Here is a 23748-nt window from a genome sequence, read left to right on the forward strand (position 1 = left end):
GTTGATACGCGGCATGCTGGCGGGAGTCCTCCTGGTGCTGCTACTCGGCGGCATTCCCTGGGGGCTGTGGCGGTACGTCGGCTGGCCGCTGCCGGACCACCTGCCCACCGGCGAGGAGATCACGACCGTGCTCACCTCTCCGATGAGCACGGCATTCCTGCTGAACACGCTGGCGTGCTTCCTGTGGATGACGTGGTCGTGCTTCGTCGTCGACGTCCTCCGCACGGCGGGCGAAGCCGCGCGAGGGTTCGCGTGGTCGCCACACCGCCCCGCCCAGGGACCCGTACACGGCATGGTCGCGGTCCTGGTTGGAGCCGTCGTCCTGGCCCTGTTGCCCTACCGGGACCCACAGCTGACCGCCACCTCGTACCGGCGCCCAGCGGTCATCAGCATGCCCGTCGGTGACGTGCGCTCGCCCTCACCGGCCGAGGAGACCGTCGTCGGTGGCGCGCGCTCGCTGGACGGCGAGCCGGAGACTGTTGTCGTCCGCCCTCCGCGCGATGGCGTGTACGACAGCCTCTGGCGCATCGCCGAGCGCCGTCTGGGCAACGGTGACCGATGGCCCGAGATCTACGCCCTCAACCGAGGCCGCCCCCAACCAGACGGCCGCTCCCTCATCCACCCTCACCTCATCCAGCCCGGCTGGGTCCTCCGCTTACCAGCCGCGCGACCGGACCCGGGAGATGAGGACCACGGGTCTGGTGAGGTACCGGCACCTTCGATGAAGCCCTCCCCATCCGCTGGCCCCGGTACGACGGATGCCCCGCCTCCACCCGCGTCTTCCACAACGACGCCCTCTGCCGACGGAGGCATTGACTTACCTGACGGCGTCTTCATCGGGGCTGGGGTAACTGCTATGGCGGCTGCCACGCTCTTCGTCGTGCGCCGTCGTCGACGGATTCGCTACGTGCCGGGCAGCGGCACACGAGACGACCTCCACATCGCCCCCGTGGTCCGAGCGCTGCGTCAAGCGCACGGTCAGACCTCACAGACCACCCAGCCGGACCACGATTCGCCCGAGGCCTCGGAGACTTCGAGCCCTACCTCCACGTCAGCACGGACGAACAGCGAGCAGCAGGCGCCCGCTCCATCATCGAACGTCCCGTCTAAGGCTCGCGCCCACGGGATCAGAGACGGGCGAGCCCTCGCCTGGGACCTGGCCCGGAGCCGCGGGCTCGGCCTCATCGGGCCGGGAGCGCTGGAGGCAGCGCGCGCCATGCTGATCAGCCTGCTGTCCGGGCAGCAGAGCGGAGAAGGACCGGGCGTCGAGCTCATCGTGCCGGCGCCCGATGCCCGAGACCTTCTGGGAAGGGACGATCTCGGCGGGCTGTCCCTGCCTGGTCTGTGTGTTGTCGTCGACCCAGACGAGGCCCTGCGGGTGCTGGAAGCCGAGCTCCTCTCTCGAACACGATCACTCACCGACGACACCACGGACGCCGCAGCCGAAAAGACTCCGGAGCTCGTGCTCATCGCTGTCGCCGCACGTCTGGAAGAACGACGCCTCCAGTCGATCCTCGACAGTGGCTCGACTCTCGGCATGGCCGGGGTACTGATCGGCCAGTGGCGTGCGGGCGGAATCCTTCGAGTGAGGCAGGACGGCACCGTCTCGGCCACCAGCCCCTCCCACGCGGAGAGCTTCTCAGGAGCTCGGCTGTTCACGCTACCGCCCGAGCCGGCCGAGGCCCTCCTCGAACTGCTCAGTGAAGCGGCGTCCGACGACCCAAAACCCCAGGAGGAGACCCAAGGAGCCGAGACATCGCGATACCAGCTGTCTGCCCCAGAGAGGGGAGGAGGTGAGGAAGTATCGCACTCGAGACGATCGCGCCAGGATCTCAAAAGGCCCATGAGGATCCGTGTATTGGGCCGCCTGCGGTGTTCTTACTACCTTCCACGGAGTTCCGAAACCGATGTATCCGATGCATTTTCTCCGAAGCAACGTGAGGTTCTGGCCTACCTGGCCCTACATCGGGATGGTGTGCGTCGCGAAACGTTGATCGAGGCCATCTGGCCGGGGGCGCCACGCGCTCGCCCATCCAACAGCTTCCACGCGACCTTGAGTTTGCTCCGCCGCACCGTGCGCACGAGCACGAACAGTGGCCTCAGCGATATTACTTGGCATGACAGCATGCGGTACGGGTTGGATGAGAATCAGGTCAGCGTCGACCTGTGGGAGTTCCGAGAGGCGATGAGTGCTGCACGTAGCAGCGGAGAGCGTGAGGGTGAACGTCTCGCAGCGCTGCACCGTGCGGTGGATCTCTACGGCGGAGACCTCGCAGACGACATCACAGAGGAATGGACTGAAGCGCCGCGTGAAGAAATGCGCCGCGAATATCTGGACTCCGTCGGCGAGCTAGTTCACGCACTTTGTGACGTCGATCCTCGTCGGGCTCTTGGCTTGCTGGAGAGAGCCCGAGAGCGGGACCGGTACAACGAAGCCATCTATCGGGACATTGCACGCATGCAAGTACAGCTTGAGGAGCTCGGCGCAGTTCCGCGGACGCTTGACTTACTCAAGCGAGCGCTAGTCGAGTTGGATCAGATCCCAAGCCCTGAGACGCTGGCGTACTTCGCGAACCTGCTATCTCGAACGAATTAGCATCATTGCTGGCCCGAGGCTGATAGGCGATAGGCGCAAAGACGAAGGCGGCTCTATCGCTCCGGCGTCCTGCATCGTTGCTGAGCACGGACTACGAGCGCCGATTGTGCCTCCGCCCACTCGGCGGCAGGCACCATGGCAGTCAACAGCTCTCGGGCTGGCGGCGCCAGCCAGTACGTCGTGATGAAGGGGAAGCGGCGTTCCCGTTCACGCTCGATGAGCTCCCTCTGGGTGAGGTGATGCAGAGTTCGGCACAGGGTCCCCTCGCGAAGGTAACGGTGGTTACGCCCCGGCCAGTTGTTGGTAGGGGTCCGCGCGCGCATCGTGTTCAACAGGTCTGTGTATTGGAGCGGTCCGCCATTGAGAGCCACTAAGACGTCCCAGTACCACTCACCGTTCAATAGGCGTAGAAAGTCATGGATGCGTTGCAGGTACCGTTCATCGGTCGGTGACAGCCCTGATTGAGTTGGGCGTCGGAACGCTGGCAGGCGAGAGGTGAGACGGCGGGGCCATCCCCAGAGCTCAGAGGGGTCGCTCGCTAAATAATCATCCCATTCAGACATGGAGTTCTCTGATCAGGGATTGCGGTAGATCCCAACCGGAGCCTGCGGGCACCGGCGAGGTCGTGGGCAAGCTTAGGAGCGGGCGCTGGAGTCGGCGTGGCTGGAATGAGGCGAGACAGCGGGGTGCTGCTTCGTGGGCGGCATAGGCAACTTTAGATTTCAACTTACGGGCTTTCGGGGGCAACTGATCTCTCCTCTCCTTGATCCTTTCTCGGATTTGTCTCGCCGCAGAGGGGATAAGGACATACAACGGGTTGTGCGCAGTGATAGCAAGGTGCAAGGTGTGCACTACCCACAGTCTGCGGCAAGTGACGGTAGGAGGTGGGTGTTTGTGGCTCGTGAAAGGTCAGGTCGGACCGTCGCGCATCTCGTCTTGGCTGCGCGGCTCCAAATGCTGCGCAAGGCCGTGGGGCTGTCACCGAAGCAGGCAGCGGACGCGCTTGGCGCCCATCCGTCTACCGTCCGCCGTATCGAGCAGGCCCAGACGTCCCTGGACGCAGGGCAGGTCTCCACGCTGTTGACGGCGTACGGGATCAGCCCTGTGGAAGTCGAGGAGTTCCTCGGGAAGTTGGCGACGGCCAACCGGCCAGGGTGGTGGCACCCCTGGCGCGCCGTCATGGACCCGTGGCAGCTCGACCTGATGAGTGTCGAGTCGGCGGCCCGCATCATCCGTACCTGGCACCCGTCGCTCATTCCCGCCCTGCTGCGCGCTCCGGCTTACGCCCGCGCTGTGGACGATGCCCTTCGGCCAGACCTGTCTCCTGCCGACCGGGATCGGCGGACCGAGTTACTGATGGAACGCCAAGAGCGGTTGCGCGACCAGCGGACACGTATCTGGGCTCTGATGTCGGCTGCGGCTTTGCGCGCCCGCGTCGGTGACTCGGAGGTCATGACCGAGCAGGCCAAGGCGCTGAGAGCCGCAGTGGAACGAGCCGACGTCACCTTGCAAATCCACCCTCAGGACGGGCCTCCGCATGCCTTGACCGAGATACCGCCGCTGACCCTGTACAGAGTCGACGTGCCGGAGATTCCCGATCACGTGGTCCGCGAGGGCGGGCTGCCCGGCACGGCTGACGTCTGGGACGCGAGCGACATCGTGACGGCTTACCTCATGCTGCTGGATCTCTCCTGCGCCGCAGCCTCCCACCCGCACGAATCGAAGGAGGAACTGGAATGAGCGAGCCGACGAAGCTACCCCCGGAGATAGACACTTCCGTCGCTCACAGCGCACGTGTCTACAACTACTGGCTGGGTGGCAAGGACTACTTCCCCGCCGACAAACGCGCCGGTGATGCCTATTGCGAGAAATTCCCACTGATCAGGCCGATGGCCCAGGAGTCACGAGACTTCCTGCGGCGGGCTGTCAGCTATCTGGCACGGGAAGTCGGCATCCGCCAGTTCCTCGACCTCGGCGCCGGACTGCCCGCGGACAACAACACCCACGAGATAGCCCAGCGCGTCGCCCCCAACAGCCGTGTGGTGTACGTCGACCACGACCCGCTCGTGCTGCTGCACGTCCACGCGATGCGCACCACCACTCCGGAAGGCGTTACTGACTACGTACTGGCGGACATGCGCGACACGGACACAGTCCTCCAAGGAGCGGCCAAGACCCTGGACATGAACCAGCCCATCGCCATGGTGAGCAACGACGTCCTCGGCCACATCGTGGACTGGGGCGAAGCCCGGTCGCTGGTGCGCCACCTGGTGGAGCGACTTCCCTCGGGGAGCTACCTGGTGATGAGCCATTCCACCGTCGCGGACGAGAATCACAGGGAAGTACAGGAGGCGTACAACAAATCCGGTGCGATTCCCTACATTCTGCGTGAGCCGTCGGTGACGGTCGCACTCTTCGAAGGCCTTGAGCTGGTCGAGCCCGGCTACACGTCCCTTCCGCGCTGGCGACCCGACGCGAACACTGGCCGTCTCGCCGACCGGGCGGGCTGGGGTGGCGTCGCGCGCGTTCCGTGACCACAAGCGGCGCGGGTCCCGTGGGGCCCGCGCCCGTTCCCTCCGAAGACGACACGCCTTATGAGGTGGTGCGACGGCTCGCACACGCGGCGGCTCGCTCCGGAGCTGTGCTGATCACAGAGGCGGCTACCCTGGCCGATGGCTGGGCCGCCCTGGTGGACCCGGTAGTCGGCCCGGTCTACATCCACCCTCATGCCGCGGGACCCGAGGCGGTGCGTGCCGCTGCGCGCCCTCGGACCCACCCTCACCTGACCAGACGCCACGTAGCGGATGCTGTGCTCGTCCTGGCGTCCGGCAAGGCGACGACCGTGGCCCGCGCCACCCTGATCGCGCAGACCACCGTCGACCTGCTGAGCGCGCAGGCCTGGCGGGCGGACGAGATTCGAGCCGCCGAGCAGCGCCTGCACAACGCCGTGCTGCACCTCCTGTTGCGTGGCCATCATGGCGCGGCCGCCGAGGTGTTGGGCGGTTGCACCGCCACGCATGCCACGGTGTATCGGCTCGCCGGGCCCACCTCGCGTACCGCCTGTCGAACGTTATGGCGAGTGGCGCAGCCCGGTGCGCCACTCGGTGACACTCGCATGCTGGTCTGCCTGATCGGAACGGAATTGGCGGCGGTCGCCTTCCACCCTGCCCACGGCGACCTCGGTCCGACGCGCTCGCTCATCGCCCGCGTTGCCGAACGGCATCAGATGACCGGAGGAGCATCGGACCCCGCGCCCCTGGACATGTTCGCCGCAGCGTGGGCCGAAGCCGGTACAGCGCGTCACGGAGCCGCTCTGGGATGCCTCACATCCGCCACCGGCCTGGGCATGCGCGGCCTGCTCCACGTCGTGCCCGCGGACCGGCTCGTCGCATGGTCCGCGGCCATCCTCCAGCCCTTGGACCGAGCGCAGCGCCGGACACTGGAAGCCTGGCTGCGTACTGGATCAGCGCAAGCCGCCGCAGCGGTCCTCGCCGTGTCCGAAGGCACGGTCCGCACACGGCTGCGCGGCATCAGCACCCGGCTCGCGGCCGAGTTGGACCACCCCACCATCCAGGCGCATCTGCTGCTGGCTTTGAGAGCCCCAGCCGCTCCCGTACCGGTCGTATCCCCGGCTCGTCTCCCCAACTCGCCGCTGCCCGCCGACCTGCTCAGCTCTGAACAGGCCGAGCGTTGGGCGGCTGCTCTGCTAGCGCCGCTGGACACGCGGCTCCGCATCACGATTCGCAGCTGGCTCGAGCACCGCGCCCGTACCGCTCCTGCCGCTGTCGCCCTGGGGCTCCACCGGACCACCCTCACCACCTGGCTGGGGGAGTGCGGCCAAGCGCTGGGCCTGGACCTGGCGTCCGTAGTCGTCAGAGCGGAGCTGCACCTGGCCGTCGAAACGATCGCGACTCCCAACGATGTGCCGAGTGCATTGCCACGTCGCGGAGGCAGAACGTATAGAGGACCACAGCAGTAGATGACCGGTGTCTTCCTTAGCCCGTGCCGCCGGGCGGGCGCCTGTTCTTGCGGTTCGGGACGTCGCGGTCCGTCCCAGCTCTACGGCGTTCTTGGCCCTGACCGGATGCCTCGCCCGTGGCTCGCGCGGCCTTCACCGGTGTGACTAATGTGTCGCGCGAAGGGCATACGTGCTTATCACGAGGATGCCGCAGAGCGAGGTGAGTGAGCCTGTGTCCTGGCAGAGCACACGGTCCGGGCGAGCAGGTAAGCGGGCAACCTGGTGATGCACGAGTTGGACGGTACGGTCGTCGGTGGCCCGATCGGGGCTCGCCTGGAGGCCTGGCGCCGTCGCCGGGAGTTGACCCGGAACGATCTTGCCTCTCGCGCTGGCCTAGAGGTCGATGACGTTGCCGGGCTGGAGACCGGCCGGGAGTGGATGGACCGTCGAGGTCGGCTGGCGGCACTCGCTGCTGCCTTGCGGCTGGATGTCGCGGACCTGACCGGGCAGCCCTACCCGCCGCGCGGCGAGGAGCACGCGGAGATGCGGGCGGTCGCCTTCCACCTGCGGCGCCGCTTGGTCGACCTACAGCCGGGCACGGCTCCGGACCTGCTGCTGGAGCAGATGGCCGAACGGATCCAGTCCGCCACGCAAGCCGAGGCGGCAGGCGATGAGCACAGCCTCGCGCTCGCGCTGCCGGAGCTGGTCGAGGCAGCGGACCGAGCCGTCGCCTTCACCCCGGCCGCCGGGCGAGAGGAGGCGGTAGCCCTGCGGGTCCAGGTGCATGTCCTGGGGGCCGGGTTGCTGCGGCGCCTGGGCTACAAGGACCTGGCCTGGACGCTGCTGCACCGGGCCCGCCCCGGTACCCGTCAGCCGTTGCCGGTGCTGCTCGAGGAGGTGCGACTCCTGATCGACCTCGGTTTGCCGGAGTACGCACTGGCTCGCGCCGAACGTGCCGAGGATGCCGGAGCCGAGCTGGACTTGCCGGTGCTCGCCGCCGTCGCACACGCCATGGAGGGACGCCGGCACCCCGCCGAACAGCTCCTTGTCGTGGCTTCCGAACGGGCTGCCGACGCCCGGCAGTTTGCCATGGTTGTCGCGGCCCGCGCTGCCGTCGCCGTCGAGCACGGCGACGTCGAGGAAGCCGCCGAACATGCCCGTACAGTGGATCTAGCCGCACTCAGCGGCGCACATCGATCCCGCTTGCTGACGGTCGCCGCCGCGGCCGAGGCCCGCCGGGGCCGCGGCGATCAGGCCGCTTCCCACCTGGTTGAGGCCGACGCGGCGGCGCCACTGCGGCTGCGGCTGGATCCCTTCGCCAGGGAACTGCTCGCCGTGCTTGCTCGCCGCACTACTGAGGACGTACAGGCGACGGCGGTGGCGAACCTGGCCGAGCAAGTCGGGCTACGGTGATGCCCGCAGGGCTTGGCGGAAAGGACTCGGAGGCGGGATGCTCGCCCTACGCTTCGGCTGAATCGCCGTAAGTAGAGGTGGAGTTATGGACGAAGAGCGGGCTAGGAAAATCGGCGAGCGTCTGCGTTCGGCCCGCCGCCAGCGCGGAATGAGCCTGCGTACCCTTGCCGGCCTGGCAGGGGTATCGGTCGGCCAGCTCTCGATGCTGGAGAACGGCCGACGGCTGCTGGACCGCTCCAGCCACATCACGGCTTTCGTCGAGGCCCTGCAGATCGCCCCGTCGGAACTGACCGGTCAGCCCTTCGCCCCCGTTGACCCGCACGCCACCGCAGCCCATGAGGCGATCCCGGCCCTGCGGCTGGCGCTCATGGGCATCACCATGGCCACCCCGCCGGACCAGCGCCCACCCGCGGCGACGACGGCGATGCTGAGCGAGCGGGTAGAGAACGCCAACCGGCTCTATCACGCGGCCGAATACGGCACCCTCGCCGCCGGGCTGCCCGCCCTGCTGGCCGACCTGCACGCCGCCGCCGAAGCCGCCGAGGGTGCTGCCCGCCACGAGCGACTCAAGCTGCTGGCGGACGCCTATCACCCGGCGTGCACCTTGCTGCTGAAGAACCTTGGCTACACCGACCTGGCGTTTATCGCCGTCACCCGGGCCTCTGAAGCGATCGTGGAACTGGAAGACCCGGTCTACTCCGCCCTTTCCGGCTTCTTCCACACCCACGTGCTGATGTCGGCCGGGAGCCCCGCCCAGGCCTTGGCCCAGGCCACCGCCGCAGCCAACACCCTGGAGGCGAACCTTTCGAGCCCGGACGCCCACGCCCTGCTCGGGGAACTCCACCTGATCTCCGCCACCTCGCTGACCCAGGAACGGCAGCGCCCCGGAAACACCCGGGCCGACGAGGTCCGCGAGCACCTGTCCGAGGCCGCCGACCTCGCAGGTCGCACTGGCGAGACGCGGGCCTGGCATCTGAACTTCGGCCCCACCAACGTCGGTATTCACCAGGTGAGTCTGAACACCGACCTGGGCTTGCACGGCGAGGCCGTCGACGCAGGAGCCGAGGTGCATCCGGAGGCGCCGGGGCGGCAGGCGGCTTTCCATGCGGATCGGGGCCGGTCCCTGGCTCATCTGCGGGGCCGGGAGGCCGAGGCGGTCGCCGCCCTGCTGACCGCCGAGCAGATCGCCCCTCAGCGCATCCACGCGAACGCGCCGGTTCGGAACACCGTTGAGTTCCTCGCGGACCGGCAGCTGCCTGCCCGCATCGCCCGGGATCTGCGAGGGCTAGCCCACCGTATGGGCCTGCCGCTCTGATCGGCCCATCTCCTCGTCTCTGGAAAGCCATTCCGAGTTGGCTCCGGAGTGTGAGTTCACCGCAGTGAACACCCCTACATGCAGCGACTCTTACCGTCGGTGACGGTCCAGGCGTCTGCCGCCGGGGAAGAGGGTGAGCTGAGCATGTCCAGCGCTGCGATGCGCCACTGCTTCCGGGTGAACTCCATAGCCGAGAACGTCCCGTTGGCTCGCCATGAGACCGCCAAGGTTCTCGCCAGCTGGGGCATGTGCGAGGAGGTCGTGGACACCGCTTGCCTCATCATCAGCGAGCTGGTGACGAACGTGGTGCGGCACGCGGCCGTGCTCTCACCCACCGCCACGGTCACCCTCGCCGTCCGGGACGGAAACGAGGACGAGGCCGTGCTGGTGCTGGCCGTCGCGGATGCCCATCCGCTCAAGCCGCAGCCGTTACCGACTGCCCATGACTGCGGAGGTCGCGGCTTGTTGCTGGTCTCCGTCCTGGTGAGGGAGGTCCACGGCAGTGCCGAGATCGTTCCCGATGCCGCCACGGGCGGCAAACGGATCGTCATCCGTCTCCCTCTGGCCCGCTCGCAGGCCTGACCCTCCGCACGGCATTGCACCCCCGCACGAGAAGCGGCCAAGACGCCGTGCGGCAACTTCCGCCATGAGAAAGGGACACGCCGATGCTCGAATCGGTCCGCCACCTGTCACAGGTGGCCCGAGAGTGGAACATCAACCCCGAGGACGTGCTGCTGATCGCGTTGAACGCGTCCGGTGCCCGTTCTCCCCTGACCAAGCCCCGCATGCGCTTCCGGCTACGGCTGGACTCCCGTCCGGACACTCCGCTGTTCCTGATCCTCTCCCTCGGACGTCAGGACTCGCCGTTCGAGCTGGACGAGCAGGAACTGCGGCTGAACGGTGAGAAGGTCGGAGAGATCGACGGCATCGAGGACGACGACGCGGTGCTTGGCTACTGGCGCAACGGCACCAGGATGCTGACTCTCAACTCCAACTCCCGTAGCCAGTGCACCGGCTGCGTGTTCTGCCCCAACACCCTCGAGGACGCCTCCGACCCGAAGATCAAGGCCTTGGATCTGTCCGGGTACCTCGGTGCGCTCGCGGAGAACTCCGGCCTGTCCGACCTTTCTTCGGTGGAGACCGTGACGGTCTGTACCGGCTGCTTCCTCCATGAGAGCTTCGCGCTCCACCACCTCGGCGAGGTCCGTTCGGCGATGGGCGCGAACGGTTGTACCGGCACTCTGCACTTCCTGTCATCGGTGCTGACCAGCGAGGACGGAATGGGGGTCGCGGCCGGTCTGGGGCCGTTCCACCTGACGCTGACCGCTGAGTGCTTCACGGAACGACGTGAGATCCTCAAGGAATCCAAGGCCAAGCTCACTCCCGCAGAGATGACCGCTGCCCTCCAGCGGGCCAAACAGCGGGGGATCACCACCGACTTCACCTACATCGTCGGCCTGGACCCGATCGAGGACGCCGTCGAGCACTTCAAGACGTTCGTACCGGTCACCACCGCCTTCCCCCGTTTCCAGACCTACCAGGCCCACAACGCGTTCATGGACGTCTACCGCACCCGCGGGTCGGAGACGATCGAGTGGCACCTGGCCATGCGCCGCAGCATGGAGGAACTCTTCGCACCCACCGGGCTGCGACCGCAGTGGTGGCAGAACTACAGGTCGCCCTGGTGTTTCACCTTCGCCGGGGAGGAACTCGCGGGGGCGAAGATCTGATGACGACTCCCATTCCTCCGCAGAAGGCCACTGCGGCGACTGTGATCCGCGCGGTCCGCGCCTGGCAACTGCCCGCGCAGCCCGCTGGGCTCCCGTACGGCCTGCCCGAGCCAGTCGCCGCCGCGGCGGGTGAGCCGCCAGCGGGACCGGCCTGGGCCGAGCACCGTACCCGGTTCGTCGTCGAGCTCGTCGGCGACGGTGTCTCCGGTTGGCAGGCCCCCGTCGGTGAGACGGTCACGCAGATCATCGCCGACGACCTGGCCGCCGGTCTGATCGGACACGACGCTGCCGCGCCGCGCCGTCTGAACTACCGCAAGAGGACCGGGCGGAACCGCAGCGGGGCGCATGCCCGGCAGGCCGCCTCCGCGGTTGAACTGGCCTGCTGGGATCTGGCTTCCCGCGCCGCCGGGGTGAGCGTGACCACACTGCTCGGCGGCACCGTTCGGCAGACGGTTCCCGCCTACGCCTCCGCGCTCGGCCTGGATCCATCCCACCCAGCGGCCCCAGCGGCGGCGTCCTGGATAGCCAAGGCGGGTTTCTGGGGGCAGAAGTGGCCCCTGACCAAGCCGCTGATTCTCGCCGGTCCGAGGGCGGTCGCACAGGCGCTCACCCCGTTACGGGAGGCGGCGGGGGAGGGCCCGTTCATGGTGGACGGGCTGGGGCACTGCCGCCTGGACGACGCGATGCGGCTGCTGCCCGTCCTGGCGGACTTGGAGGTTGCCTTCGCCGAGGAACTACTGCCACCCGGCACGTTCGGCTGGCACCGGCTACGGGCGGCCGGGGCGGGGGTTCCGCTGGCAGCGGGCGAGCACGCCGTCGATGAGGCCGAGCAGGGCCGGCTGCTGACCAGCAACGGGGTCGACGTCTGGCAGGTCGATCCAGGCTGGTCGGGCGGACTGGCCCGCTCGCTCCACACCACGGAGGTCGCCGCCGATCTGGGAATCGCGACGTTCCCGCACGGCGACCGGTTGCCCGCCGCCTTGGCCATGGCAGGTACCTGCTGCCGGGACAAGGTCCCGGCCGTCGAGTGGCACCTGACCCTGGAGCCGTTACGGCAGCAGGTCTTCTCCGACCCCGTTCAGGTCGATGACGGGCTGCTGCCGGTCCGTCATGGCCCGGGGCTCGCCGAGGTCCCCAGGCTGCCCGAGGCGACAGCGGTGCTGGAGGTGACGGCCTCATGAACGCCAAGCCCCGGTTACGCCGAGCTCTGTGGGCAGAAGTACGCGGCGTCTGCTTCGACTTGGGCGGCACGTTAGTGCGCACGGAGCACGAACCGACTACCGGTCAGGTCGCCCAAGTCCTGGGCATCTCATTGACCGAGGCGCGCACGGTGATGGAACGCGGAGCCAAGCGCTGCCCGATCACTCCCGGAATTCTCGCCCACGACCTGGCGGCCACCTTTGGCCGACGCGCTCTGGTCGGGCCGCTCACATCCGTACTGGAGAGGGCTAGAGAGCGAGCTGCTCGGCCCGAGCTGTTCCCCGATGCTACCCATGCGCTGATCGCGCTGCGGCGGCGAGGCTTCGTGCTGTTCGCCCTGACCAACAGCCTCGGTTCCTCCATTCCGGATGAGACGCCGACGGTCTTCCGGGACCTGCTGGACCGGGTGATCTATTCGGCCGAGACCGGGGCGGTCAAACCCGAACGCGAGGCCTTCGCCGCCGTCGAAGACGTCGCCGGTCTCTCCCCGAACCAGTTACTGCACGTCGGGGATTCAATGAGGGCGGACGTCACCGGAGCCACCGAAGCGGGCTGGCACACCGCCTGGCTGGACCGCCGAGTGTCCGGTCGTCCGCAGCTGGGCCCGGGCCGCACCGTACGTCTCCACACGCTCACCACCCTGCCCTTGCTGTTGCCCGCCGGGCCCGCACTGGCCCCGTCGATGAACTCGGAGGCCCACTGATGGAGCCCACCGGAGAGCCCTGTCAGAAGGCGCCCACCGACGATCCGCTTGCCAGCTCAGTACCGTTGTTCGACCCCGCGCAGATGCCACTGCGTGAGTGGTGCATCGGCAGCCGCGAGGATGCGCTGACCGGTCTGATCGCCTTCCCTGACTTCCACAGCCACATTCCCCGCGCCCTGGCCGCCACCCTGACTGGCGGAGGCCTGATCGGGTTGGCGATCGGGGACGTCGACGGACTCAAGCGCCACGTCGAACAGACGAACGCAACTGACCCGCGCTGTTACGGGCACCTGGCCGGGAACAAGGTGATGGCCCGGCTCGGGGCCGTCACTCGCTCCTGGTTCCACCAACAGCCTTGGGACGCGGGGTGCGCGGCCACCTTCGGCGGGGACGAGGTCATCATCGCCGCCGCTGTGGAAGACGCGCACGTTTTCCACCGGGCTGTCGGCGAGCTACGGGACCAGCTCGCCGAGGAGCTGCCGGTCCGCGTCTCCTTCGCGTTGACCTTCGCCACCGCCGAACACCTGCCTCCACAGCTCGGCCCGGGAGGCTGGAAGCACGCCTTCACCGACCGGCTGCTGGCAGTGGTCGACCGCTGCCTGTTCATGTACAAAGCCGCCCGCGACGCCAGCAGCGGGGAGGGCGGCATCATCGCTGTCACCCAGCTCCCGCCCGCCAGCGGCCCCGTCATGGACAGACGCACCCTGCTCCCGCTGCCGACCGGCGCCGAGACGCTGCACGTACTCGTACGCCTGGCCCGCCCTGGCGCCCACAACATGCTGCTGTTGCCCTGTGCCGGACCGGCGGGCTTGCGCGGTGAGCGGCTGCGGGTGACCTTCCCCAACGGCACGGACCACACCGCCGTCGCCGTCTCCATGCACGGCCAGGCCGCCATCCCTCACACAGCCGTAGAGATGGAGGGGCCGGGCATCCCGCTCACCTTGCGTCCAGTGCGAGAGAAGGCCGCCCGCCGCGTTCCCGGCGACCTGGCTGCCGCCCTGGAGCGGGCCGGGCTGGACTGGTCGGTGCTGCCTGCCCACGAGCAGGCCCAGATGCTCCACCTGATCACCGAGTCCGCCACCGACGAGATCCGCACCGCCCGCATCACCGCGGTTCTCGACGCGCTGGCGACCCGCACCTGGAGCTGATCCATGACCCTACGCATCGAGTCCAGGGCCGCGTCGGGACCGCCATCTTCTAGCTATCCCGACTGGACGTACGTGGCCGAGAGGGTCGCCGAGGCAGTGCCGGACCGGGCCATCGACGCCTACTGGCGGGCTCTGAACTACCTGTCCGCCGCCCAGCTCTACCTGACGGACAACCCTCGCCTCGCCCGCCCCCTGCGGACGGCGGACGTCAAGGCGACCCCGCGTGGGCACTGGGGGGTCTGCCCTCCGGTCAACTTCATGCTGGCTCACCTCAGCCCGATGATCGCCCGCCGGCCCGCCGGGGCCGATCTTCTGGTGCTGCACGGCGCCGGACATGCGGGCCCGTCCGCGCTCGCCCATGCTTACCTCAACGGCACCCTGCACCTGACCGGGAAGGCGCCGGGCTGTTCGATGCCTGGGTTGCGGGCCCTGATCACCGGCTTCCCTCACTCGGAGCGGTTCGGCGGGGAGGTCACCCCGCTCATTCCCGGCGTTCGCTACACCGGCGGACAGCTCGGACCCGCGCTCGCGGTCGCGCAGGGCATGGTGCTGGACGCGCCGCACCGCCTGGTTGTCCCGTTGATCGGGGACGGTGAGCTGGAGACCGGGACGACCGCGGCTGCCTGGCTCGCCCGCCGGGCCCTCACGGGTGGACAGCACGGGGTGGTCCTCCCGGTGGTGATGGCCAACGGGTTGAAGATGGGCGGCCCTTCGTTGCTGGCTGGCATGGGCGAGGAGGACGTTCGCGACTACTTCATAGGCCTTGGCTATGAACCGCTGATCCACGACGGCGCCGACCTGCCGGGCTTCCGCCGATTGCTGACCGACGCGTTTAGCGGGCTCCGTCCGCTTGGAGACGCCGGGCGCCAGCCGGTGCTCGTGCTGACCATGCCCAAGGGGCACACCGGACCGCAACAGGTGGAGGGGCGGCAGATCGCGGGAACTCCTGCTGTCCACAAGACCCCGCTCAGGGATCCTCGTCAGGACGACGCGGAGTTCGCGGCGCTGGCGGCCTGGCTCGCCTCCTATCAGCCCCCCGAACTGTTCACCACTCAGGGGCGGCCTACCGACCTGGTCCGCCAGGCCCTGCCTGGCCCGTCGATCAGATCGAAGACGGACCGTCCTTTGGCCCCGTTGGCTTCCCGGGGGCCCCAGCCTTGGCCGGATACGTCCGCGGTCATCCGGGACCGTGCGACGAACGGGGCCTTCCGTCTCTTCAGCCCGGACGAGATCGCTTCCAACCGGCTGGAGCTGTCGACGGACGGCTCGCTGCCGCCCTGGGCAGTCGAGATTCTGAACGAGGAGATCTGCCACGGCTGGTTGCAGGGCTACACCGAGACCGGCCGGGACGCGCTGCTGGCCACCTACGAGGCCTTCGCCGCGGTCAACACGAGCCTGCTCGTCCAGCACCTCAAGCACCGACGCCTGCGCTACGCCTCCGGCGAGAACGACCTCCCCTCGGTCAACTACCTGATCACCTCGCTGGGGTGGCGAAACACCTACACCCACCAGAACCCCGGCCTCGTCTCCTCGATGCTGGAAACAGAGGACGGCTTCGTGCACGTCTACACCCCGGCAGACGCGACGCGGGCCGCCGCTGTCCTCGCGGTGATGCTCACCGGGCACGACCAGGTCAACTTCCTCGTCACCGACAAGCACCCCGGCCCCTCGTTTCCGCCAGGACCGTTCCGTGACGAGCTCACCGACGGCGCGGCCATCTGGCCCCACCTGACCAGCCGCGGTCGCCCGGATCTCGTCATCGCCTCGGCCGGGGACATCCCGGCGCGCGAGTTGTCGGCCGCCACCGCGTTACTGCGCACGTCGCATCCCGAGACGAAGATCCGCTATCTGCACGTCAACGACCTCGCGGTCCTCGGTTCGCCCACGCACCGTCCCTTCGCGCTCTCCGAGAGGGCCTTCATCCGCCTGTTCACCACCGATGCCCCAGTTCTGATGGCGGTCCCTACGCACCCCGGCGCCGTCCGTGCCCTGCTGGCGGCCCGCGGCGAGGCCAGGCGGTTCCACATCGTCGGCTACCGGGAGCCCAGCCGCCCCACCACTCCTGAGGGGTTGCTGGAACAGTGCGGGCTCTCGGCCGCGACCCTCTCCGCGCGGGCTGCGCTCATGATCAGGGAGCACACCGGATGACACCTCTCGATTCGGCCTCCCCGTCCGATGTCCCCACCCGATGCGGAGGCATTGGATGCTTTCGAGCGCAGCGGTTTCGTCGCCCTTCGCGATGTACTGAAGCCGGCTTGGCATGAATGCGCGGCCGGTGCGGCGATGCGGTCGCTGGGGGCGACTGCATCGCCGGACGGGACCGCAGCGCCGACGGCAAGGACGGCTTCCGGAGCATCGCCGCCATGGACGACGTTTTCCTGCCGCTGGTCGCGCATCTGAGCGTGCTGCCCACCCTCGTCACACTTCTGAGCCCGAACGTGCCTCTGATATCAGTGAATGGATACGCTGCCGTTCGAGAACCGCACCTGGCACGCGGGCGGGCTGCACCTTCAGCCATCCCCGGCCCGAGGTGATGATCCAGTACGGCTACTGCTGGCTCACTCCCGCGCCACAACTGCTGGAGGGCTGGGGCCCGACCGACACCGAACGACAACTACTCGACCAACCCGACCGCAACTCGGAAGGCTCCATCGCGTACGAAGGCGTCGGAGTCGAGCCCCTGTGGATCTGGTGGAAGCATCTATAACCGGCATCAGCTCGTTCCTCGTGACGACACCGCACTCGCCCAAGGGACACGAAAAGCTCAAGAGATGACCTCCTACACGCCTAACGAGTTGTTCGCCTCCACGGCCCCCTACTACGCCCGCTTCCGGCCTGGCTACGACCCTGCCCTCTACGACATGCTGGCCGAGCGCTTCGCTCTGAACGGCAGCGAGCACGTCCTGGACCTGGGCACCGGAACAGGCGTACTGGCCCTTCCCCTCGCCAAGCTCGTCGGCCACGTCACCGCTGTCGACCCCGAGCCCGGCATGCTCGCAGAAGGCCGCAAGCTCGCCGCCGAACAGCGCATCGACAACATCGACTGGCGGCGCGGCGACTCCACCACCCTGTCCGCCATGGGCCTGGAGCCGGTACTGCTGACAGTGATGGGCGCCGCCTTCCACTGGATGGACCGCGACCAGACCTTGCACGACCTCGACCAGATCATCGAGCCGAACGGGGCTGTAGTCCTCGCCTCTGGTGGCGCCCCAGGCGACATCGAGTCTGCTCCCTGGCTCCAGATCATCGCCGACATCCGCGTCCGCTACCTCGGAGCTGAGCGCCGGGCCGGGGCGGGCACCTACTCCCACCCGAAGGAACGCCACCACGATGTGCTGGCGCGCTCACCGTTCTCCAGGGTGGATACCGCTCGCTGGGACCGCACGGTCACCCGCACTCTGGACGAGGTCATCGGCCTCCAGTTCTCCTACAGCTACTCCAGTCCCGCCCAACTCGGCGGCAAGAGGGACGCCTTCGAGCGCGACCTCCGGCAGGTCCTCGCCGAATTCAGCCCTGCCGACACCTTTGACGAAGTCGTACGCACGGAAGTCATCATCGCGACCCGACCCTGACGACCTACGTGCCGCTGTCGTTCTTTACACATGCGCACCAGTGGACATTCCTCTCGACTTACCATCACGGTTTCCTTTCGGGCTTCCCATTAGAGAGGAAGCCCCGCTCAACCTCTGAGTCGCTGGCCTGAGGCCTGGGGAACCTTCCCACGCAGCCTGCAACTGGACCACCGGAGGGTGGTGTTGCAGTCGCGGTTGTGGGCATGGCGGCCTTTTGAATGCTGGCGGCAGTTTTCCAGAGTTTTGTACGGACTTCGTACGCCCACCCTTTTCTTGATGAGCTTCTTTTCTTTGTCGGCCCTTTGTGTTGTTGGCGGATTTGCGGGGTCGAGGTGATTTGATTGCGCGCATTTTAATTGACGGCGCCAGGATGGGAAACCTTAAAAAGGGGGAGGAAAGTCCACCGCATCCCCTTGTCTTGATGGTGAATTGCGGGAGAATTGAATTACGAGGCGCAGCGCAAAGGGCGCGTGTCACGGACGATCGGAGACGATCGTGACGAATCCAATTTCTCGTCGGGCGGGTGACGTCACGGCGGAAGACATGAAGCGCGTGATGGCCGAGGACTTCACTGATCTCCAACGGATTGCGCGTGGATACTGTCGAACTGTCGATTCCACACGTTCACGTAAGCGGATGGACGGGAGTGCGAGTGTCCTCCGGAATGGCATCGCACCGTACGGCACGGACGACGTGAGTGACGATGTCACGCAGGACGCGGTTCTGATATTCGCGAAGCGTCTGGGTAAAATCATCGCCACGTGCGAGATCTCGGCGGTCTGGGTGGAAACCCGTGAACCTTCGGCGTGGCAATATGTTCGCCGGGACGGCGAGACGATCGTCGTCACTCGCTCGACGATCCGCTATTGGGCGGTGCGGGATGCCGCCGCGCGGAACGGATATCGGCTCGACGTCAAGCCTGAAGACCTTGACGCCACCCCGGGCAAACAGGTCATGCCGGGGCTGCCCCACGCGGACAAGCTGTCCACGCTCGCCGTGGCGCCGTATCTGGCAGGCAATGGTGAATCGATCTTCCGCGCTGCGTGGGGTGATGGCCGGGACTACCCAACCCTGGGTCGCATCCTTCGTCACGCGAGCAACGCAGACGATCTCGGGCGTGCCGGTGTGATGGGCAAAACGGCGCAGGAACTGTACGGGGGTCCGCTCAACTCATCGTCCAAGGTGCAGCGCACGCGGGATGCGGGAGTCCGGGAATGGCGCGCGTTATCCACTGCCCTCGATGCTGCGCGGGATGAGTTAATCTACCGCAGCACGAAATCACGGACGCGCGATTAGAGAAAAGGGTCGATTGGGGTGCGGCCTTCTCAGTCCGCACCCCGATCTAATGCGTACCATGCTTGTCAGTGTGCTTCCCACGGAAACCCCTTCAAGGTCGGTAATGGGGGAACTCGGGTGGCCGTATCTAAGTGAGAGCGCGGGTGAACGTCGCTCGAGATCGAATGACGCTTACCCGTTCTTTCGGACGCGCGGAGATCTTCACCTGAATTCCTGCTAGATCGGTAAGCGGACGTCTTTGGGTGACGTATTTATGTGAAAGCGCGTTGCGGCTTTCTTGAGCTCACTGCCTGAACCTCGCTTCAGTACGCGTCCAGTACGCGCATTGACTGGGGGTGCTCATGCCGGAGCGCCCATGATCTCTGGGAGGGATTCATGGAAACCGCAAGCGCGATCCAGCTAGTCGCTGAGCTGATCTACAAGCCGGGCTGGGAGCTTACCGCTCGGGATCACTCGCACCGCTTTGAGGGCACCATCGTTGTCCGCGTGGATTACCTGGCTCGCAACAGCAACCGGGATCAGGCGGATGCGGGTTACCTGAGGGAGATCACTACCTATGCGGAGTTCCCGTTGGTGGTCAAGGAATACACAGACGAGGATCTGTACGCGGCCCTCCTCCAGGTGATCATGAAGATCGAGGAGCATGAGGCACGGGAATTCCTACGTGTGCGTCCGACCGGATGGGCGCCGTTCCACCCGCACCGGGTCACCGGGATGCGGCGTTGGGCCGCCCGTACCGGAAAGGGTCTGCTGGCAGATCTTCAGTTCGGCATCGCGTGAAGCACAGCAGGATTGGCGCCCTATCAGCTTGACGGGGTGGCCGCGTACGAGGGTCCCAAGCGTCGCCTATGGGGATGACGCCCCGTAGCGCATGAGCCCTGAACAAGGGGCGGACGCTTGGCGGCCCTCACGGTCCCTGTCTTTGGAGAGGAAAGGACCCGTGAGAAAGCTTGCCACGCGCTCATGGGCAGCGCGAGAGGCCTTATCCCGTCGTGAACCGTTCGACACCTACGGCGCGTTCTGCGCGGTCGACGGTTACTACCTTCCGCGCGGCACTCGGCTCCCGCCCAAGTGGCGGGAGCGATACCTAGCCGACGGCGACGAGATCACGTACACCGTCCTGAGCTACCGGACGCCGATCGCGTGGGTGTTGCGGTCCGGAGAGACGGTCGTCCCGGACGTCAGGTACTCGCCGACCACTTCGGGGCATCAGGCATTGCTGTACGCGCTTGCCTGCCCCGCCGACGACCGCCGCGATTATGTCGAGGTGGCGTGACCGTGAGCTACAGGATCGAGATCAGCCGGACTGTCGTGAGCTACCGCACCCCGGAGCCCGACGGCGGGGATTGGCTGGACGGAGACACTCGCATCATCGAGTCGCCGGTCACCGCCTACGAGACGTACGCCGAGGACGACGCCGACCTGTGGGACAGCGACGTGATCGCCTGGGCCGTCGACACGATTGACGGAACCGGTGCGTTCGAACCTTCCGCGTACCCGATCGGGAACGCCGTTCCCGAACATGACTGGCTCAGCGGTCGGTACGAGGACCCGTACGAAGGTGACAGCAAGGTCATTGAGACGTCTGTGAGGCTCACCGGTGACTGGTCCCCGCGTCAGCGGGCGGAGGTCTTCCACGCAGTGAGCTGTCCGTGACGTTCGAGACTCCCGCACTCCCTCTCTTCCCCCCCCACCACCGGGAGGGAGTGCGGGGCTATACCAGGGGCGCCCCAATTGGGGCGCCCCGCTGATTTCTGCAGTCCGAGAAGAGAGGACGAGGCTGTGAGCACTCAGGAGAACGGCAAGGCTGAGGAATTGGTCAAGACGATGGTCGTGCTGACCGTAACTGAGGTGGTGACCCGTCGCTTCCCGGTCGCAGGTGAGGTCCCTACGTTCATCGCCGCGAATGGCCCGAAAGCCGTGGCGGCGTACATCGCCATGACCGATGGCCTACAGCTCGACGAACTGCCAGTTGAGGAAAGCACGTACGTCTTCATGAGCGTGAGCGAGGGCGATGCGAACGGCATGGTGTTCCCGTCGCAAGCTCAGGAATCCTGATTTGGCATGTCGCGTCTGCTCAAACCAAGCGCTGTGACGGTCGGGGCGCTTTCCGGGCTCGCTGAGGCCGGTGCCGAGGAATCGGCACTGGCCGCGCCGCTAATCTCTTTGGCTCCGCTGCGATGTCCGGGAGTCAAAGAAGAGGTTGTCATGCGCCGCCGCATCCTTCGCTGAAGTCCTCAGCGCAAAGTCCCCTAGTGGATCGGTAATTGGGGGCCACGTCAAGTCGTATCTGAGTAAGAGGGCAGAAGCGCTTGTGGATCCAGGAGGAAGGGTGGCCAGTGTGCTTCCAGCAGAAGAACAACGGGACTTCCTGCTGTCAAACGCAACAGGGAGGTACGGCATGATTTCCGTCGATGCGTCAGAGGAGATGCGCGAGAGGTACATCGGCAACATCCTGGCCGTGTGGTGGTCCGCTACTGACGAACAGATGTTGCGCGGGCGCGGGTGGTATCACACTGCCCACGAGATGGCCTCGCTGATCGCCGACGGCGATGTGTGTGCCGGTGCGGGCGTGATCGCCGCGCTGTCCGCGAACACGTCTTGGTCGGAGACCCTTCGGCTGGCCCGCCGGGCGTTCGAGTCCGGTGTACCGACTGGCCATTTGCCGGATGCCCTGGCCAAGGCTGCGAAGATCATGTCGGGTGTGAGCCCTACGGATGTGCTGCCCAGGGAGCGGAAGACGGCGCAGTTCTTCCGATGCATCCTCGATCCGAGCACCCCTGATGCAGTAGTGATCGATCGGCACGCCCACGACATCGCAGTGGGCGAGACCTACGGGAAGCGCGACCGGGGGCTGGGAAGCGTCCACCGCTACGCGCTACTGGCAGGTTGTTACCGAGACGCGGCCGCGAGGCTTGGTGAACTGCCCAGCACGGTGCAGGCCGTCACTTGGGTTGTTCACACCGACCGGGTCCGGGGCGCAGAGAATCCGGGCCCTCGCGGAATGGTTACCAGTTTGCAGTCCGCAGCTTGATGGTGTGCACGTGTCTCGTGCACGTATCTGCGGCGGAACCGCACGGCTCTCGGAGACCGGTAATTGAGAACACCCGGGCACTGTATTTCTGTGTCCTCGCGCGGGGAGAGCGCTCGCCGCATTCACGCACCCCGAGGTCTACGGGGGCCACCAGGACGCGTCACTGTGACGGCCGGTTTGCTGATCGTGCCGCAGCCCACGAGGGGCACGTTCCGCGACTGGTGGCGACGTTCCTGCTCGACGATCCGCCAGCGAGCGGGATGAGGCCCAAGGCTGCTTCCCAGGCCGTGCTCCGCTCAGCCAGAGGAGCACGGTCCGCTCCTTCGGTTGCGTAGCTCAGTTGGTAGAGCGCCGGTCTTATAAGCCGTCGAGGTCGCGGGTTCGAGCCCCGCCGCAACCACAGGCCAATCAAATAGCCCGTGACGCAGGAGCCGATCGGCTTCGCCCGTCGGATGACGTTGAACCGGCTCTTGCCGTTCCATTCGCTTGCTATCAGATGAGGGAACCTACATGTCCGTTGACGTCAACACAGCATTCGCCGCTGAACGCTCAGCTCAGTTAGAGGCCGCGCGCGACTGGGAGAAGGAACTTCAGAACCGTCTCGCCGCAGGAACGGTGACGCGCCTGCCCGACGGGCGCTACCGGGTCCTGACCGGATGGGATGCTGGAGAGATCCTCAGCGCCAGTGGGGCCCCGCAGCACGGTCTCGACCTCTCCCTCGGAACGGCTGCCCTGTACTCCTCCGTCCCGGCGTGGCACCACCTTGGCAACGTCATCCCCGGCGGTACCAGCGACATCGACAAGGTCCTGGAGCTCGGAGGCATCGATTACCACGTCGAGACCGTCCCGGCCACATACCCCTGGAACGGTGAAACCCGCCGGCACAAGGGAATGTTCCATACGGTCCGCACCGACACCGGCGCATCTCTGGGCGTGGTCGGGAATGGGTATGCCGTCGTGCAGAACCGGCGTGCCTTCGAGTTCTTGCAGGAACTGGTCAACGACTCGACCGCGATCTGGGAGTCGGCTGGGGCCCTGCGCGGTGGGAAACGGGTCTTCGTCGCCATGCGCCTGCCACAGCAGGTGACCGTCGACGCCGAAGGCATCGGCGATGAGATCGTGCCGTTCATCGTAGTGATCAACAGCCACGACGGGCGCTCGCCTTACGAGGTCGTGGTCACCCCGTGGCGCCCAGTCTGCGGCAACACTGAACGCCTTGCTGTGCGGGACGCCTTCACTCGCTGGACCGTGCGGCACACCCGCGGCGCGACAGGGCGGATCCACGAGGCACGCCGTGCCCTCGGGCTCTCGATCAAGTATTACGACCAGTGGGCTGACGAGGAGACCGCCCTGGCTCGTACTGACCTTGCCATCGACGAGTTCAACCAGGTGATTGACGCCCTGTGGCCGCTCGACGAGACGGCCACCACACGGACACGACGCTCCCATGACACCCGCCGCGACCAGATCCACAGCCTGTTCGCAGACGAAGCCGAGCGCGCCGGTCGAACCGCCTACGCAGGTGAGCGGGCCGTCACCGAGTACGTGGACCACTTCGCGCCGGTCCGTCCCAGCGCCGCCTCGGGTCTGAAGGGCAACGAGTCAGCTGCCCGAGGGCTGCGACTGCTCGAAGGAATCGACGACGAGCTGAAGTCCAAGGCGCACCGGTGGCTCATGCTCCTGCGCCAGCCCTGATGGTTTGAGCGAGAAGGGACGCCGGGCCGGGCTCAGGCTGTCGCCTGTTGCGGTCGGCTGCCCTAATAGGGCCTGTCCGATGAGTCGG

At 66.8% G+C, this 23748-nt stretch carries 20 protein-coding genes and 1 tRNA gene; all 21 read left to right on the forward strand.

Annotation, left to right across the window (positions count from 1 at the left end; translation table 11 throughout):
• Nucleotides 1–13: 13 nt before the first annotated feature.
• The 21 genes from AC07A4_RS39680 (at nt 14) to AC07A4_RS39780 (ending at nt 23660) form a co-directional block, all read left to right on the forward strand.
• Nucleotides 14–2596 (forward strand): BTAD domain-containing putative transcriptional regulator, encoded by a 2583-nt coding sequence (locus tag AC07A4_RS39680; RefSeq protein WP_478609016.1) that lies wholly within the window; start codon nt 14–16, stop codon nt 2594–2596.
• A gap of 894 nt (nt 2597–3490) precedes the next feature.
• A complete protein-coding gene (locus AC07A4_RS39685) occupies nt 3491–4336 on the forward strand; it encodes a helix-turn-helix domain-containing protein (protein WP_478609018.1) in 846 nt (281 codons plus the stop codon).
• Nucleotides 4333–5130 (forward strand): SAM-dependent methyltransferase, encoded by a 798-nt coding sequence (locus AC07A4_RS39690; RefSeq protein WP_478609020.1) that lies wholly within the window; start codon nt 4333–4335, stop codon nt 5128–5130. Before AC07A4_RS39685 ends, AC07A4_RS39690 begins: the two co-directional genes overlap by 4 nt.
• Before the next feature lie 107 nt (nt 5131–5237).
• Nucleotides 5238–6575 carry a helix-turn-helix domain-containing protein gene (locus AC07A4_RS39695; RefSeq protein WP_478609023.1) on the forward strand — a complete coding sequence of 446 codons (1338 nt, stop codon included), beginning with the start codon at nt 5238–5240 and terminating at the stop codon, nt 6573–6575.
• Nucleotides 6576–6839: 264 nt separating this feature from the next.
• Nucleotides 6840–7967 carry a helix-turn-helix domain-containing protein gene (locus AC07A4_RS39700; protein ID WP_478609025.1) on the forward strand — a complete coding sequence of 376 codons (1128 nt, stop codon included), beginning with the start codon at nt 6840–6842 and terminating at the stop codon, nt 7965–7967.
• 85 nt (nt 7968–8052) lie between these two features.
• Nucleotides 8053–9282 (forward strand): helix-turn-helix domain-containing protein, encoded by a 1230-nt coding sequence (locus AC07A4_RS39705; RefSeq protein ID WP_478609026.1) that lies wholly within the window; start codon nt 8053–8055, stop codon nt 9280–9282.
• Between the two features lie 144 nt (nt 9283–9426).
• Nucleotides 9427–9864: an ATP-binding protein gene (locus AC07A4_RS39710; RefSeq protein ID WP_478609029.1), complete on the forward strand. Its 438-nt coding sequence runs from the start codon at nt 9427–9429 to the stop codon at nt 9862–9864.
• Between the two features lie 83 nt (nt 9865–9947).
• Nucleotides 9948–11012 carry a radical SAM protein gene (locus AC07A4_RS39715; RefSeq protein WP_478609031.1) on the forward strand — a complete coding sequence of 355 codons (1065 nt, stop codon included), beginning with the start codon at nt 9948–9950 and terminating at the stop codon, nt 11010–11012.
• A complete protein-coding gene (locus tag AC07A4_RS39720; protein ID WP_478609033.1) occupies nt 11012–12193 on the forward strand; it encodes an enolase C-terminal domain-like protein in 1182 nt (393 codons plus the stop codon). The genes AC07A4_RS39715 and AC07A4_RS39720 overlap by 1 nt, the downstream gene beginning before the upstream one ends.
• On the forward strand, nt 12190–12915 hold the full coding sequence (locus AC07A4_RS39725; protein WP_478609035.1) for an HAD family hydrolase: 726 nt from the start codon (nt 12190–12192) through the stop codon (nt 12913–12915). The genes AC07A4_RS39720 and AC07A4_RS39725 overlap by 4 nt, the downstream gene beginning before the upstream one ends.
• Before the next feature lie 83 nt (nt 12916–12998).
• A complete protein-coding gene (locus AC07A4_RS39730; RefSeq protein WP_478609037.1) occupies nt 12999–14063 on the forward strand; it encodes a nucleotidyl cyclase domain-containing protein in 1065 nt (354 codons plus the stop codon).
• A 96-nt stretch (nt 14064–14159) separates the two neighbouring features.
• The gene (locus AC07A4_RS39735) at nt 14160–16211 is read left to right on the forward strand and encodes a phosphoketolase family protein (protein ID WP_478609039.1); all 2052 of its coding nucleotides are present in this window, start codon (nt 14160–14162) and stop codon (nt 16209–16211) included.
• A 623-nt stretch (nt 16212–16834) separates the two neighbouring features.
• Entirely contained in the window at nt 16835–17635 is an 801-nt protein-coding gene (locus tag AC07A4_RS39740) for a class I SAM-dependent methyltransferase (protein ID WP_478609041.1), read from the forward strand.
• A 543-nt stretch (nt 17636–18178) separates the two neighbouring features.
• Nucleotides 18179–18931 (forward strand): hypothetical protein, encoded by a 753-nt coding sequence (locus AC07A4_RS39745; RefSeq protein WP_478609043.1) that lies wholly within the window; start codon nt 18179–18181, stop codon nt 18929–18931.
• 375 nt (nt 18932–19306) lie between these two features.
• Nucleotides 19307–19711 carry a hypothetical protein gene (locus tag AC07A4_RS39750; protein WP_478609045.1) on the forward strand — a complete coding sequence of 135 codons (405 nt, stop codon included), beginning with the start codon at nt 19307–19309 and terminating at the stop codon, nt 19709–19711.
• Nucleotides 19712–19871: 160 nt separating this feature from the next.
• On the forward strand, nt 19872–20207 hold the full coding sequence (locus AC07A4_RS39755; protein ID WP_478609046.1) for a DUF8033 domain-containing protein: 336 nt from the start codon (nt 19872–19874) through the stop codon (nt 20205–20207).
• Between the two features lie 2 nt (nt 20208–20209).
• Nucleotides 20210–20587 carry a hypothetical protein gene (locus AC07A4_RS39760; protein WP_478609048.1) on the forward strand — a complete coding sequence of 126 codons (378 nt, stop codon included), beginning with the start codon at nt 20210–20212 and terminating at the stop codon, nt 20585–20587.
• A 126-nt stretch (nt 20588–20713) separates the two neighbouring features.
• Entirely contained in the window at nt 20714–20989 is a 276-nt protein-coding gene (locus AC07A4_RS39765) for a hypothetical protein (protein ID WP_478609050.1), read from the forward strand.
• 343 nt (nt 20990–21332) lie between these two features.
• Entirely contained in the window at nt 21333–21965 is a 633-nt protein-coding gene (locus AC07A4_RS39770; protein ID WP_478609052.1) for a DUF7178 family protein, read from the forward strand.
• A gap of 325 nt (nt 21966–22290) precedes the next feature.
• Nucleotides 22291–22365: transfer RNA gene (locus AC07A4_RS39775), tRNA-Ile, on the forward strand.
• Between the two features lie 110 nt (nt 22366–22475).
• Nucleotides 22476–23660: a DUF932 domain-containing protein gene (locus tag AC07A4_RS39780; RefSeq protein ID WP_478609054.1), complete on the forward strand. Its 1185-nt coding sequence runs from the start codon at nt 22476–22478 to the stop codon at nt 23658–23660.
• Nucleotides 23661–23748 lie beyond the last annotated feature (88 nt).

Source organism: Streptomyces sp. NPDC043996 (assembly GCF_056435225.1).

Excerpts from the sequence above, each read along its gene's own strand:
- AC07A4_RS39720 (WP_478609033.1), top strand. The coding sequence starts at position 11,012 with ATGACGACTCCCATTCCTCCGCAGAAGGCCACTGCGGCGACTGTGATC.
- AC07A4_RS39705 (WP_478609026.1), top strand. The coding sequence starts at position 8,053 with ATGGACGAAGAGCGGGCTAGGAAAATCGGCGAGCGTCTGCGTTCGGCC.
- AC07A4_RS39730 (WP_478609037.1), top strand. The coding sequence starts at position 12,999 with ATGCCACTGCGTGAGTGGTGCATCGGCAGCCGCGAGGATGCGCTGACC.
- AC07A4_RS39715 (WP_478609031.1), top strand. The coding sequence starts at position 9,948 with ATGCTCGAATCGGTCCGCCACCTGTCACAGGTGGCCCGAGAGTGGAAC.
- AC07A4_RS39750 (WP_478609045.1), top strand. The coding sequence starts at position 19,307 with ATGGAAACCGCAAGCGCGATCCAGCTAGTCGCTGAGCTGATCTACAAG.
- AC07A4_RS39690 (WP_478609020.1), top strand. The coding sequence starts at position 4,333 with ATGAGCGAGCCGACGAAGCTACCCCCGGAGATAGACACTTCCGTCGCT.
- AC07A4_RS39680 (WP_478609016.1), top strand. The coding sequence starts at position 14 with ATGCTGGCGGGAGTCCTCCTGGTGCTGCTACTCGGCGGCATTCCCTGG.
- AC07A4_RS39745 (WP_478609043.1), top strand. The coding sequence starts at position 18,179 with ATGAAGCGCGTGATGGCCGAGGACTTCACTGATCTCCAACGGATTGCG.
- AC07A4_RS39780 (WP_478609054.1), top strand. The coding sequence starts at position 22,476 with ATGTCCGTTGACGTCAACACAGCATTCGCCGCTGAACGCTCAGCTCAG.
- AC07A4_RS39725 (WP_478609035.1), top strand. The coding sequence starts at position 12,190 with ATGAACGCCAAGCCCCGGTTACGCCGAGCTCTGTGGGCAGAAGTACGC.
- AC07A4_RS39740 (WP_478609041.1), top strand. The coding sequence starts at position 16,835 with ATGACCTCCTACACGCCTAACGAGTTGTTCGCCTCCACGGCCCCCTAC.
- AC07A4_RS39710 (WP_478609029.1), top strand. The coding sequence starts at position 9,427 with ATGTCCAGCGCTGCGATGCGCCACTGCTTCCGGGTGAACTCCATAGCC.
- AC07A4_RS39700 (WP_478609025.1), top strand. The coding sequence starts at position 6,840 with ATGCACGAGTTGGACGGTACGGTCGTCGGTGGCCCGATCGGGGCTCGC.
- AC07A4_RS39770 (WP_478609052.1), top strand. The coding sequence starts at position 21,333 with ATGATTTCCGTCGATGCGTCAGAGGAGATGCGCGAGAGGTACATCGGC.